The sequence below is a fragment of the Anaplasma marginale str. Florida genome (assembly GCF_000215485.1).
GTDB classification, from domain to species: Bacteria; Pseudomonadota; Alphaproteobacteria; order Rickettsiales; family Anaplasmataceae; genus Anaplasma; species Anaplasma marginale.
In genome coordinates, this window is the sequence record NZ_AFMS01000146.1 from 1 (window position 1) to 13,393 (window position 13,393).

Genomic DNA, 13,393 nt, shown 5'->3' on the forward strand with positions numbered 1-13,393 from the left:
CTAATAGCCTTTGGCTTTTACGCGGGAGTATGTCTTGCTCTATTTGCCGAACCAGTTGATCAACATTATGGAATTTACGCTCAGGTCTGAGAAAGCTAATCAGCTCTACATCTGCCCATTTTCCGTAAACATCATCGTCAAAATCAAAGACGTGCATCTCCAACAGTGGGCATATTTCTTCGGCAAAAGTGGGCCTTGTCCCTATGTTGACGACGCCAGGCAGCCAATAATTGTTCCCGCCAAAACGCACTCTCGCATGGTACACACCATTTTTCGGCAGTACGGTATGATCCATGCTCAGATTCAGCGTCGGGAACCCTATGAGCTTTCCCCTGCCCCGGCCTTTTAGCACCCTTCCACTGACGACATGCCGTCTGCCCAGCAGCAGATTTGCGGTTTCAATATCACCCAGTTGCAAGCACTCCCTGATGCGAGAGGAAGAACACGCACGTCCGTCCACCATGTACTGCGGTACTCCTGTTACCCCATATCCACATGTGGCCGCGTGTAGCTCGAGCGATTTGAGATTACCCGCACACTTGTGCCCAAAAACGCAGTCTTTCCCCACAACTACGTGTCTGGCTTTACAGCCACCGACCAGCACATTATGAATAAACGCATCGGGTGATAGCTGCGCAAATTCCTGCCCGAACTCCACAACGTACAGATAATCCACCCCGCACGCTTCTATGAGCTCCACCTTGTGTTCAAAGTCTACTAACAAGAAATTCTTTCTCTGCCTCAAAAAAGCGGCAGTGTGGGGGGAGAACGTCAAAACAGCAGAGGGCAGAGACAGCTCGGCAGCACGCCGGGTAAGCTCTGCGAATATCTGCACATGCCCGAGGTGTATTCCGTCAAAATTACCGAAAGTCAGCGCTACCGCCTCTTTACCCTCGTGCCCATACAATACTTCCATATAAAAACTTTACATCTATACGCAGCCGTGCTAGCTAGAGCATGCACATCTCGGAAGGAGGAGCAGTATGCGGGAGGTCCTCATATATACAAAGGTCCCCTGCCCCTATTGTACTAGGGCAAAGGCTTTGTTCAACAAAAAAAATGTACCCTTTAAGGAGATTGACATCACCGATAATCCGGAGGCTATGCGTGAGATGGTAGAGCGCTCGGGGAGGAGGACTGTGCCGCAGATTTTTATTGACGGCAAGAGCATAGGCGGTTGTGATGATCTATACGCCCTGTACGAATCCGGGGAGTTGGAACTCTAGAGTGCGGCAGTCTGTTGCGGGTATTGTAGCGTAGCTCAGCACGTGCGCCCTGGCCCCTTTCATGTTGCTGGTGTCTGTGCGGGTGGAAGGCAAGTGGCGCGCGGTCGTGGGCTTGGCATGAATCGAGTGCTGGCGCGGCGGTGGAGGAGTTTTATGCCCCGGGCAGCAGCTTCAGGATGATGCACCTCTTCCTACCGGCAAGGTCGTACTCATAGTTGCAGAAGCCTATATTCCAGCGTAGGGCTTCGTCGCGTATTGTGCTCTGATCTTCACCAATCTCCAGAATCGCCCTGCCGGACGGGCGCAGGCATTTTTTTAGGACCTTAAAAATCTGAGTATACGCCTCCATGCCCCTTGTCCCACCGTCCAGGGCCCCCAATGGCTCGTGCTGCCTGACCTCACGCTGTAGGCCGGGTATTTTGCACCTCCTGATATACGGGGGGTTGCTTACTATCAGGTCAAACTTCCCTTCGCACCGCTCCCAGCTTGCACAGCGCAGTTTTACCCTTGCGAGCATGGAGTGTCGCACAAAGTTTTGTCGCGCAACGCGGTAAGCCTTCACACTCTTCTCAAATGCAACCCCGGTGGCGTGTCTGTAGTGCGATAGTAGCGCAATCAAGATGCACCCGGTGCCTGTGCCCAGATCGGCAATTGTGAGGTTACGATTTTGGTTTTTGTAAATTTTGATTGCAGAAGACACCACAGACTCAGTATCTGCCCGCGGATCGAGAACATCTGAATTGACTGCAAAATCCATGCCCCAGAATTCCCGTTTGCCAAGAATATGCGAGACTGGTTCCCCCGATAGCCGCCGGTCCAGTAGCGCGAAAAACCTATCCGCGCGTTCCTGTTCCACTGGCATATCAGCATCTACGAGCATGGCAATCGCACTGATACCCAGGGCCTGCTGCGCGATGAGCTCTGCATCTAGCCTCGGAGTTGCCACGCCAGCACCGCTTAGCATGGCCGCAGCCTTACCCAACAGAGTAGAGATTCTCATCGCTTGCATCGCACATACCTGAAAGGCCAGCCATGTATGAAGCCGTGGATCCGCAAATTCCGCTGCATAGTTTCGGGAAAACTTCGCAATATTGTATCACAATACAGAAACTGCACTCTTCTGCAAAGCCTGAGGTTACGACGCTAACCGCTGCCCGCCACCACACGCGCGGGCGATTGAGGTGCGCGCCTACTGGTAGGGCGGGAAATTCCAATTCTTTGGCGACATGGTGAAAACTTCCGCCCCATCTTTGGTGACCCCTAACGAATGTTCGAACTGCGCGGAGAGAGAGAAATCTCGGGTCGTCACGGTCCATCCGTCTTTCTTGCTCACGGTGGTGTGGTGCTTACCTGCATTTATCATGGGCTCCACCGTGAAAAACATTCCTTCCTGCAGCACAGTTTCATCTTCCTCGTCGTAGTAGTGTACAACATTAGGCGCCGCATGAAATACTTTGCCGAGGCCGTGGCCACAATAATCACGCACAATTGAATAGCCATATTTGGCTATCGTTTCCTCAATCGCCATGCCAAGCCTATTGAGCTTCTGTCCGGGCTTCACATGTCCAATTGCAGCCCACATTGCTTCATACGAGGCCTCGCACAGGCGCTTGGCCTTCACCGCAGTGTTCTCGCCAACCCAGTACATCCTGCTGGTGTCCCCATGCCAGCCATCCAAAATTACCGTAACATCTATGTTTAGTATGTCCCCATCCTTGAGCGCCACATCATCCGGGATGCCGTGGCACACTACACAATTTTTTGAGGTACAGATAGACTTCGGATATCCGCGGTACCCCAGGGGGGCGGGCACAGCGCCGGCATCTATAATGAAGCGATGGCACAGATCATTCAAAGCGTTTGTAGAAACCCCGGGCTTTACGTAGGGAGTTATGAAATCCAGCGTCTCGGCGGCCAACCTACCCGCCCTGCGCATGCCTTCAAAATCCTTCTCGGAGTGAATAGTTATGCCCCCAGCCGAAACCATGACCTAAATCTCGAGAGACATCCTGTTCGGATCTTCTATATATTGCTTGACGCGCACGAGGAAGGTCACCGCACCTTGACCATCCACTATTCTGTGGTCATACGAAAGCGCGAGATACATCATGGGCCTGATTTCAATATTGCCGTTGACCACCACGGGGCGCTCTTGTATCGCGTGCATGCCCAGAATCCCTGACTGAGGAGGGTTAATAATCGGTGTGGAAAGAAGAGACCCATATACTCCACCATTGGTGATGGTAAACGTTGCGCCAGACATATCAGCAACTGTGAGCGTCCCTCCCCTGGCCTTCTTACTCAGCATCACCAACTCTTGCTCTAATGCCGCAAACGACATGGTCTCGGCCCCGCGTATCACCGGCACTACTAACCCCTTATCCGTGCCGACCGCAACCCCGATATTGCAGTAGTCGCGGTATATTATCTCATCCCCGGAAATCTCAGCATTAATCACCGGTATCTCTCTGAGAGCCAGCACCACGGCCTTGATGAAGAACGACATGAACCCCAGTTTCACCTCATACTTCTTCTCAAAGCCTTCCTTATATTTCCCCCTGAGCGCCATAACAGCACTCATATCCACCTCATTAAAAGTGCTGAGCGTGGCTGCGGTGTTTTGCGATTCCTTCAGCCGTGACGCGATCACCTGGCGGATTTTGCTCATCTTAACGCGCCTTTCTCCTGGCACGCTTATGACGCCGTCAACCTCATCATACACGCGTTGCTGCGGGACGGGGCTCTTGCCCACATCGCCCACAGGCTTGGTGATTTTACCAGCCGCCCTATCAGCAGGTGAGGAACACCCACCGGCGACGAACTCGTCTATACCAGGAATGCGTGGGCCAGTGACCGGCTTAACCGGCTTTTCCTTGTCAGCAACTTGAGCTTGCGCATCACGTTGCTCAACCTGCGGTGCTAATTCGGCATCTGGAGTTGCAACTTCAGCTTGCTTGTGCTCACGCGCTGCGGCATCCTGAGGGGCACCTTCATGCTTGCTGATGATCGCCAAAACCTGGCCCCTGGTTATTATCTCTTCATCCGACACGCGCAGTTCGGTGATAACACCGGCAACCGGAGATGCTATCTCCAGAGAGGTTTTATCCGTTTCAACAATAAAAACCGCCTCTTCTGCGGAAACGGCATCACCAACCTTTTTCAGAACCCGAACAGGGGCCTCTGATATGGATTCCCCACCAAGGTTATCAACTTTTATCTCTACATTATCACTCATACAAGCAGCTTGCCCAATAAACGAACTATATGCCGGACGGATGGACCGCCAGTCTAGGCACCAAACCACGAAATGTCAAACCATAGATCAGCGCGTGACTTATAGATATGACCTGGATAGCTCGATATACCCGTCAGCTGACTGTTGCAGATATGCTAACTCTTGATCCGACAGCATCCTCATGTACTTGGCGGGCCTTCCCCCCCACAACTCACCGGATTTTACCACCTTACCCCTAGTTAGCAAAGACCCAGCAGCTAACATGCTGCACTCCTCCATTAGGGCGCGGTCCATAATCACACAACCCATGCCCACGAATGTTTTGTCCATGAGGGAACACGCATGCAATATGCAGCCGTGCCCGACAGTTACGAATTTTCCAATCTCGGTGTCACCGTATTCTTGATCAGTATGCACAACGGTATTATCCTGGATATTGCTGCCTTCACCAACGACAATTTTCCCTACATCACCCCTGAGAACCGAGCAAAACCAGATGCTTGCGTTCTTTCCTACGGCAACATGGCCGATAAGACGTGCGTTGTCTGCTATGAAAGCGGTAGAGTCTACAGACGGAAGAACGCCCATGTAGCTCACTAAAGACGCGTTACCCACCACATACCCTCCATACATGTCTAGCAGCGCTAGTGTACCTAGGGACCGGCCTCGCAGCACTTATTTTTCAAGGCACACAGTCACAGCAGCAACATACCCTAAAACTAAGCCAGGAGGACGTTATCAATAAGCCGACAATTCCCCAAATACACGGCCAGGGAAAAACCCCTTTGCGGGCTTTCTGAAGGTCTGCATGTGCTCGAGCGTATTGTTGTCTCGCACTTCAAGATAGTCAACCTCAAACCCCTCCTGCTCAAGACGCAGCTTGCCGCGCGCAATTATTTCTTGCTGCCCGTGCGGATCGTCAGAAAGCTGCTGCCCAACTTCGAGTAGAAACCCGTACAAAAAGTTGGCTTTGGTAATTTCCGCACTGCTCAAATATTGGTGCCTGGAAGACAGCGCCAACCCTTCTGCGCTTCTCACGGTGTTACCCTGCAACACGTCTACGCCTATGTTAAGGTCACGGAACAGCTGACGGGTGAGGTGCAGCATTTGGTAGTCTTTTTCCCCGAGGATCATGCAATGTGCATTTGTTTGCATCACCAACTTTATTAGCACAACCATAATCCCGTTTATGAAATTCTGCCTAGACGCGCCACACAGTTCACGCGCCATGGGCCCTATGTCCACACTGGTGGAAAAGCCATCGGGATACATACCCTCGGCACTCGGGATGTACACAACATCCACGCCCGCACTGGCGCATTTTTCGCAGTCCACCTCCTCACACCTTGGATATTTCTCGTAATCTTCGCCCGGGGAAAACTGCAGTGGGTTCACAAAGATGCTCACGATGACCACATCAGCATGCTTTTTCATCTCATGCACTAAGGATAGGTGCCCGGAGTGCAATGCACCCATGGTTGGCACAAGTCCTATTTTACGGTTTGTAAATGGGCGCAGCACCGCCCTCACGGATTCTACGTCCCTAACAATTTCCATCTGGAAACTCACAAGGCCTGTACCGTCCCGGATTGTAGCCTGGTCGCCTGGCGCTGTCCACAACAATCAACAATTGTTGCGCGGTAAATTTTGTTATTGATATAGAGCCCGCACATCAAGTATAACTGCCCGTGTTTTAGTCTAGTATCCTGCTGTGATCAGGCGTTTTCTGCTCAGTTTTTTGGTGCCCGCGTTCTGCTGCTTGGCATTGGCTCCGGCCCGCCCTTCTTACGCGCTCAAGATGCACACAAAGGCACCGCATGCAATTGTGTATGAGCTGGGGTCCCGGACAGTGCTCTTTGAGCATGATGCTGACGTTGCAGTGGCACCTTCTTCCATGAGCAAGTTGATGACGCTATATCTAGTGTTTCAGCACTTGCATGCCGGCCTGATAAAGATGGACGATACGTTCTCTGTTAGTGAGAGCGCGTGGAAGCGTGGGGGCTCTTCTGCGTTTTTGAAAGTCGGGCAAATGGTCAAGGTTCGTGACCTCATCATGGGGGCTGCTGTATCATCTGGTAATGACGCATGCATTGCGCTTGCAGAGGGGGTCAGCGGTTCACAAGAACAGTTTGTGGAGGACATTAACAGTTTGGCGAAGGAGATGAACCTGGCACATAGCAGTTTCACGAATGTGACTGGGTGGCCAGATGAGGGGCATTTGATGTCTGTGAGGGACATACTCACGCTGTCGGTCAGAATTTTCGAGGATTTTCCCGAGTATTACCACGTATTCGGCGAGAAGCAGTTCACATATAATGGTGTAACCCAAAAGAACTACAATACCCTGCTCAATTACAATATAGGGGTGGATGGGATAAAGACCGGCCACACAGAAAAGGCTGGGTATGGAATAGCGGCATCGGCACAGAAGGATAATCGCCGCGTTTTTGTTGTTGTCAACGGGCTGAAAACCGAAACGGAGCGGGCGTACGAGACTAAGCGGCTGCTGCTGTATGCCTTTAATCGCTTTGAGACCAAAGTTGTTTTCCCCGCGGGGAGCGTAGTGGGTGAAGTAAAAGTGTGGAATGGTAGGAAAGGGACGGTCCAGATGCATGTTCGCGACGATGTGGTCATAAGCTACCCGAGGGACCTGTCAAAAAGCGTAAAGGCGTTTATCTCCCACAAGAGTACAATAGCTGCTCCAGTGAAAAAGGGCCAGGAGATAGGCACACTCGCGGTGCAGATACCCGGCATGGCAGATAAGGTGTTTCCAGTATATGCAGCCACGGAGGTTGAGGCGCTGGGACCGGTGCGCGGGTTTTTTAGATCGCTAAAGCACGCTATTCTGGGCTAGCTTTGGAACTTGGGTTTGCGTTCAGGTGCTTGCTCAAAATCTCAAGAAGCGTTTTTTCGCTGAAAATTTGCGGCATAGGCCCTACGGATTTTCCGTTGACGTACAGCTCGTAGAACGGAACACCACCACCGCCATGTTCGCTTAAGTACTCGGCAATAGTGCTGTCCATGTTGGTCCAGTCTGCTTTCATGTATATAACACCATGTGTGCGTAGAAAACTCTGCACCGATGCGGATTCAAGCACTTTTTCATTAACCTTACAGGTAAGACACCACTCAGCCCCCACAGACAAAAACACCGTCTTATCTTTGCGCAGTAACCTCGCCAACCTTGCTTCGGAAAATTCCACCACTGCAAGCTCACCATATGCGTGATCGTGGCCTCGAAAGCGACCAATATATATCGCAGTACCAACAACAAAGAGCGGTAGTAGCACCGCCAAGGCCTTGGATGCTTGCATCTTGACATTAGACATAACCCGCAGAAACCACACCCCTAACGATACCGCAACAATTGACAGCACTGTTGGGAGTAGTACGTGCGTGCCCTTTTGGCTCACCAGAACGTGCAGCAGCCACGCAGAGGTTGCATACATTGGGAATGCAAGAAATTGCTTAAGGTACTCCATCCACCGTCCAGGTTTTGGAAGTAGGCGAGTCAGACCCGGGGAACACGATATGATCAAATATGGAAGCGCCATACCTAGTCCCATAACCTGAAATATTGCAATAGAACGCAACCCCGGCTGCAGCAGAGCGAAACTTACAGCAGACACCATGAACGGGGCCGAGCATGGAGTACCGATTAGCGCAGAAAGAACCCCGGCAAAAAAACTTCCAACGTTGTGCGCGGTTATTGCATCTACGAACGGCACTTTGATTGACAAGTCAAGAAAACCGGAAAATGACATGCCCACAAGAAAAGTTACGTGTAGGAGGCCGATAACCAAAGCTGGGGACTGCATCTGAAACCCCCAACCAAGAAAGTGGCCTGCGGAGCGCAGTAAAATCAGCACCAAAGACAAGAGTAGCATGCTACTCATAACCCCAGCCGTGTAGTATACCCCATCCACCGCGGTACTCCACCTACTTTTCGAGCTTTTACGCACTATGGGTAGCACTTTCAACGACAATATGGGAAACACGCAGGGCATTAGGTTGAGCACCAAACCACCAACAAACGCGAGTGCTAATATTTCGGGAAATGTATGTTCCATAAGCTACCTCAGCAATGCCACTCTGGCATACACCACCAGCAAGTTACTTGCCGGACGCACATGCCGATATGCGAGACACGAGCGCCTTGTCTATGGAGTCAGGCACCGGTCGCCTACCCACTATATAGGAGTATAGCAACTCATCATCAAGTTCCACTATCTTCTCATACTGCACAAGCTCCTCCTCGTCCAGTAGGGCAAGATACCTCTGCGCAAAAGCACCCAAAAGTATGTCAGTCTCCTTGCAGCCCCTGTGCGTACTTCTGTAAAGCAACCTGCGTTTTCGCCCTTCGAGACCAAAGTCATCCATCCCACAAACACCGCGCTCACTGCAGCCACCACGCAGGAACTTTATACCGCACAATACTGTTGTCAAGGATATAAATATGATATAACATGCTCCTGTTTCGAGCTTGTCGAGTATCCTTATGGTTTCCCTAGCGCGGGTGTTTGGCGCTTTTCAGGAGGGTTCTTTCTACATTGCCTCCTTCCTCCTCGTGCTTTCCGTGGTCGTGTTTGTGCATGAGTATGGGCATTATGCGGTTGCGAAGTTGTGCGGGGTTCGGGTCAAGACATTCTCTCTTGGGTTTGGACCTGAGCTGTTTGGGATTACTGACGGGTCTGGCACTAGGTGGAAGTTCAGCCTGGTGCCTGTCGGGGGATACGTAAAGATGCTTGGTGACACGCAGGAGGACAATCTCTCTGAGGGTGAGAAGTCTTTCGCGTTTAACGAAAAGCCCCTGTGGCAGAGGTTTGCCGTCGCTGGTGCTGGGCCGCTGGCGAATTTGCTGTTTTCCGTCTTGGTATTCTTCGTGTTGTTCTCTACCAGAGGGATTATGAGCCCGATGCCAATAGTGGGCAGCATACTGCCTGGAAGCACGGCAGAAAAGGTTGGGCTCATGGCGGGCGACAGGATAGTTGAGGTTGACGGACATGAAATTTCGTGGTTTGAGGAGATACGGCACTATATCGCCGGAAGCCCCAATCAGGAGTTTACAATGGTATTTCTCCGCGATGGCGTACAACATTCCATCAAGCTCTCTCCGGATGTGTGGTCTGACGATGCCCATAGGCTGGGCATAGCGGCTAACATATCCCCGGAAACTACCAGGGCCAGGCGTCTGCCAGTGTTACGGGCCGCAGTTGAGTCTTTTAGGTGCATCTTCAGAATAGTGAAAATAACCCTGCTGGCAGTCGTGCAGCTTGTAACGGGCGCTCGTGGCATGGATGAGCTTGGCGGGCCGGTTAGGATTGCAAAACATTCTGGCGAGTCAATCAGAAACAAAGAGGGATTGTGGTTTGTAGGGTTGATTTCCGCAAACCTGGGGGTTGTCAATCTCCTCCCCATACCTATGCTGGATGGGGGGTACATGCTGCAGTATGCCCTGCAGGGGATTTTCCGCAGGAAAACTATAAACCCTAAATATCAGAATGTCATGATGGCTATAGGCTTCGTGCTCCTGGTATCTATGATGGTTTTCGTCACCTTCAATGACGTCAAGAGCATTTTGAAGTGAGTTTTATGAGATACGTCCTTGTTTTCGTTCTGTACGTAGTCGCATGTGTGTCCTTTGTGGGGCCCATTCTTCCCGCCAGCGCGGTTGCTGGTGTAACAAGAGTCAAGGTAATAGGCAACGAGAGGCTGGATTCCGGCACCGTGCAGTTTTACGCCAAAGTACCTCTGACTGGGGATGTTACACAACCCGAAATAGACGAGGCGATAAAAAACCTATACGCAACTTCTCTCTTTTCCAGAGTTAGCGTTCGCGCAGAGGGCAATGAGCTGGTGATCAGAGTGAAGGAGAACCCCGTAGTAAGGAGTATAAAGATCGTAGGCAACAGGATGTTCTCTGATAAGAATCTTGAGAGTGACGTACTCAAGATGAAAAAGATGAGTATTTTCACAGAGGCAAAGCTGAAGCGCGACCTGTCAACCTTGCACGCACTGTATCAGAGCAGGGGAATGCTGGGTGCAAAGGTGTCTTACGCAGTTAGGCGGGCTCCGCACAACGCGGTAGACATAGTGCTCAACATTGTAGAGGGAAAGGCCACTCGCATCGGTGAGATCAGGTTCGTAGGCAACAAGGCGTTTTCGTCCAGCGAGTTAAAAGCAATAGTATACTCAAAAGAGTACAAGCTGAAGGAGGGTTTTGGCCTATTTGGCGGCAGTACAAAGTTCTTCGCGGAGCGATTAGTTGCGGATCAGTCCATTTTGCGCGAGTTTTACACCAGCAGGGGGTTTCTTGACTTCAGAGTCAAGTCCGTAGTGTCAGAGGTAAGTCGGGACCTCACGCGCATGACTGTAATATTCTCTGTGGAAGAAGGGAAGAAATATCAGTTTGGCGAAAGCACAGTAACCGTGAGTGACATAGCGCACAGCTATGAAGGTATAGAAAAAGACCTGCTTGAACTTGTGCTATCGAAGAAGGGAGAGGTGTTTGACGCGACCATGGTAAACGGGTCAGTCGCGCGTATGACCGCTCATCTTAATGAGCGCGGCAACTTGTTCGCCTCTGTAAAGAGTGACTATGACGTGCAGGGTGACGTGGTAAATGTGAAGTATAGCATATCCCTGGGACATAGCGTCTACATACACAGAATAAACATACTCGGTAACAATAGGACGTTAGACCACGTCATGCGGCGCAAGCTCGGCATACATGAGGGAGACGTGTACAGCACGGGCGCTGTCAGGCAGTCGCGCAAAAGGCTGGCAGATATGGATTTCTTCGAGACCGTGGATGTAGAAACTCAAAAAATCTCTGACAGCTTGGTAGATTTGAATTTTAGAGTGAAAGAGCGTGGCACTGGTTCGTTTGACATAGGTGCTGGCTTTTCCTCAGAAAGCGGTCTTGTTGGCAAGATCAGCGTGAGAGAGCGCAATGCGTTTGGCACTGGAAAGATGGTCGCATTCGATTTATCTAGATCCATGACCAGTTTGTCAGGAACACTTGATCTAGTAACTCCCAATGTGCTTGATAGCGACGTTGCGTTTGGCGTCGGAGTATTTTACTCACAGCAGGGCAGCCCATCTTCTTCCAGTGGCACTCTCGGTGGGTTGTTTTCTTCCTCCGAAGGCTCATTTAGCAGCACCAACGCGGGGCTTTCCACCCGGCTGTCGTGCAATCTTACTGATAGCGTTGCTGCATCTTTGCAATATTATTACAAGTATCACAGCATACATAACATAGGGGAGTCAGCCTCCATTTACATAAAAGAACAAGAGGGGCGGCATTTTGATTCCGCCGTGGGTTACTCATTGGTGTACAGCAGTCTGGACAGCACTTACAAGCCCAGCACTGGGGTGTTTGCTAAGGTGAGCCAGTTGTTTTCGGGAATAGGAGGAAACTTACACTACGTCAAGACAGAAGCCTCAAGCGCCCATTTCTTCCCGGTGTTTCGCAGAATACATGACGACATAGTGCTAAAGGTTAAGCCATCTTTCGGGTATGTGTTCGCATATTCAGGTGAAACTGTGAAAATAGGGCAGAGGTTCTTTGCAGGAAACAGCGAAATCCGAGGCTTTGCTGCTTCGGGAATCGGCCCCAGAGATCGCAATACTAAGGAGTCTTTAGGTGGCAAGTTGTTCTACGGAGTCGTTACCCAGCTTGACTTTCCCATAGGTCTGCCTGAGCATTTAGGTATCAGGGGTTCAGTGTTTGCTGATGTGGCAAGCCTGTCTCGGTTGGACTCAGAAGTCGGCGGGTATGATACTAGTGACCTGCCGAGGCTGTCCATAGGGTTCGGGTTTTCTTGGAAGTCTCCATTTGGACCGGTAAGGATAGACTTCGGGTTTCCCATAGTGAAGGAAAAGTTTGACATTAAAGATAGAATAAGGATTTCCACGGATGCGGGTATTTAGAATGCGCAGATTTCTCACGATATTTTTCTTTGTACTTTTTTGCTCATCGGGTGCAGGCGCGGAAGATGCGTCGGTTAGTAGGCCCGTGCTATTCGTAGACTCGGAAAAGGTGCTTAGTGAGGCACTGGTCGCGAAGGACATCAGGGCGCAGTTGGATAGAAGGCGGACCGAATTGCGGAGCACGTTTTCCCGCAGAGGCGAGGAGTTGCGTAAAGGCGAGGACGAGCTCATGAAACAGAAAAGCATATTGAGCTCCGAGGCATTTGAGGCAAAAGTTGCGGAATTTAGAAAGGAGGTTGACTCCTTAAACAGGGATGCAGCAGCTAAAATGTCTGAGCTCGAGAGTATGTACAGCGGCGCCATGGAACAGGTTTACAACAAAGTGCAACAGATCTCCAAGCACCTGGCCGGCGAGCTTGGCGCCACAATTGTGCTCTTCATACCCAGAGGTCAGGTTGCCCACGTGGAAGACGCGGCTGATATCTCTGAGCGGGTTCTGGAGACCCTGAACAAGGACCTGTCGCGAGTCAACATGGGGGGAAGCTAGCCTAGATGACCATGGCGCTTGATCACAAGCAGATTATGCGGATGTTGCCCCACTCGTATCCGTTCTTGCTAGTGGATAGAGTTTTAGAGTGCATCCCTGGTAAGTCCATAGTCGCGCTAAAGAATGTAACCTTCAACGAGCCGTTTTTTGTGGGGCACTTTCGCGACAATCCAGTTATGCCTGGTGTGCTGATTATAGAGTCTATGGCACAATCTTCTATGCTGTGTGTCGTAAGCGACCGCGAAGGGGACGAGGCAAGCGGGAACCGGTCAGTGTATTTTATGTCGATAGATGGAGCAAAATTTCGCAGGGTGGTTGTTCCGGGTGATACCCTAACGATAAAATCGGCAGTAATCCACATGCGCGGCACCACCTGCAAATTTCAGTGCCATGCGTACGTCGGGGACGAGCTGGCATCCGAGGCACAAATTTTGGCAATGATGGGTTAAGGTA

Annotated in this window: 14 protein-coding genes; 6 read left to right on the top strand and 8 right to left on the bottom strand. The window is 51.0% G+C overall.

What is annotated here, in order from left to right; translation table 11 throughout:
- A partial coding sequence (locus GAC_RS04140) for a bifunctional riboflavin kinase/FAD synthetase (RefSeq protein ID WP_037349526.1) occupies nt 1-916 on the bottom strand: 916 nt, incomplete at its 3' end.
- A 67-nt stretch (nt 917-983) separates the two neighbouring features.
- On the opposite strand from GAC_RS04140, the gene grxC reads away from it, so the two are divergent.
- Nucleotides 984-1,226, top strand: a complete 243-nt coding sequence (gene grxC, locus GAC_RS04145; RefSeq protein ID WP_010265991.1) for a glutaredoxin 3 — start codon at nt 984-986, stop codon at nt 1,224-1,226.
- Nucleotides 1,227-1,377: 151 nt separating this feature from the next.
- Here grxC and prmC read toward each other — a convergent pair whose 3' ends face one another.
- From prmC to panC, 5 genes are all read right to left on the bottom strand, one after another.
- A complete protein-coding gene (gene prmC / locus GAC_RS04150; protein WP_227013282.1) occupies nt 1,378-2,226 on the bottom strand; it encodes a peptide chain release factor N(5)-glutamine methyltransferase in 849 nt (282 codons plus the stop codon).
- A gap of 189 nt (nt 2,227-2,415) precedes the next feature.
- Nucleotides 2,416-3,213, bottom strand: coding sequence for a type I methionyl aminopeptidase (gene map, locus GAC_RS04155; protein WP_010265995.1), 798 nt, complete (start codon nt 3,211-3,213; stop codon nt 2,416-2,418).
- A 3-nt stretch (nt 3,214-3,216) separates the two neighbouring features.
- On the bottom strand, nt 3,217-4,461 hold the full coding sequence (gene sucB, locus GAC_RS04160) for a dihydrolipoyllysine-residue succinyltransferase (RefSeq protein ID WP_035018081.1): 1,245 nt from the start codon (nt 4,459-4,461) through the stop codon (nt 3,217-3,219).
- Nucleotides 4,462-4,560: 99 nt separating this feature from the next.
- Nucleotides 4,561-5,094 (bottom strand): gamma carbonic anhydrase family protein, encoded by a 534-nt coding sequence (locus GAC_RS04165; RefSeq protein WP_037349527.1) that lies wholly within the window; start codon nt 5,092-5,094, stop codon nt 4,561-4,563.
- Nucleotides 5,095-5,199: 105 nt separating this feature from the next.
- A complete protein-coding gene (gene panC / locus GAC_RS04170) occupies nt 5,200-6,018 on the bottom strand; it encodes a pantoate--beta-alanine ligase (protein ID WP_241760158.1) in 819 nt (272 codons plus the stop codon).
- A 154-nt stretch (nt 6,019-6,172) separates the two neighbouring features.
- Here panC and GAC_RS04175 point away from each other — a divergent pair, with 154 nt between their 5' ends.
- Complete coding sequence (locus tag GAC_RS04175; RefSeq protein WP_012659093.1) at nt 6,173-7,315, top strand: D-alanyl-D-alanine carboxypeptidase family protein; 1,143 nt, start codon at nt 6,173-6,175, stop codon at nt 7,313-7,315.
- On the opposite strand, the gene GAC_RS04180 is transcribed toward GAC_RS04175, so the two are convergent.
- Both GAC_RS04180 and GAC_RS04185 read right to left on the bottom strand, forming a co-directional pair.
- On the bottom strand, nt 7,302-8,531 hold the full coding sequence (locus GAC_RS04180; protein ID WP_012659094.1) for a protein-disulfide reductase DsbD family protein: 1,230 nt from the start codon (nt 8,529-8,531) through the stop codon (nt 7,302-7,304). The two genes, GAC_RS04175 and GAC_RS04180, sit on opposite strands and share 14 nt — an antisense overlap.
- A gap of 43 nt (nt 8,532-8,574) precedes the next feature.
- Complete coding sequence (locus GAC_RS04185) at nt 8,575-8,841, bottom strand: FAD assembly factor SdhE (protein WP_010268515.1); 267 nt, start codon at nt 8,839-8,841, stop codon at nt 8,575-8,577.
- Nucleotides 8,842-8,959: 118 nt separating this feature from the next.
- Between GAC_RS04185 and GAC_RS04190 the strand changes: the two genes are divergently transcribed.
- The 4 genes from GAC_RS04190 to fabZ are packed head-to-tail and all read left to right on the top strand — an operon-like array spanning nt 8,960 to nt 13,389.
- On the top strand, nt 8,960-10,048 hold the full coding sequence (locus tag GAC_RS04190) for a M50 family metallopeptidase (RefSeq protein WP_010270696.1): 1,089 nt from the start codon (nt 8,960-8,962) through the stop codon (nt 10,046-10,048).
- Between the two features lie 5 nt (nt 10,049-10,053).
- Nucleotides 10,054-12,393: an outer membrane protein assembly factor BamA gene (bamA, locus tag GAC_RS04195; RefSeq protein ID WP_010268518.1), complete on the top strand. Its 2,340-nt coding sequence runs from the start codon at nt 10,054-10,056 to the stop codon at nt 12,391-12,393.
- Nucleotide 12,394: 1 nt separating this feature from the next.
- Entirely contained in the window at nt 12,395-12,940 is a 546-nt protein-coding gene (locus GAC_RS04200; RefSeq protein ID WP_227013281.1) for an OmpH/Skp family outer membrane protein, read from the top strand.
- Nucleotides 12,941-12,951: 11 nt separating this feature from the next.
- Nucleotides 12,952-13,389, top strand: a complete 438-nt coding sequence (gene fabZ, locus GAC_RS04205; RefSeq protein ID WP_035018105.1) for a 3-hydroxyacyl-ACP dehydratase FabZ — start codon at nt 12,952-12,954, stop codon at nt 13,387-13,389.
- Nucleotides 13,390-13,393 lie beyond the last annotated feature (4 nt).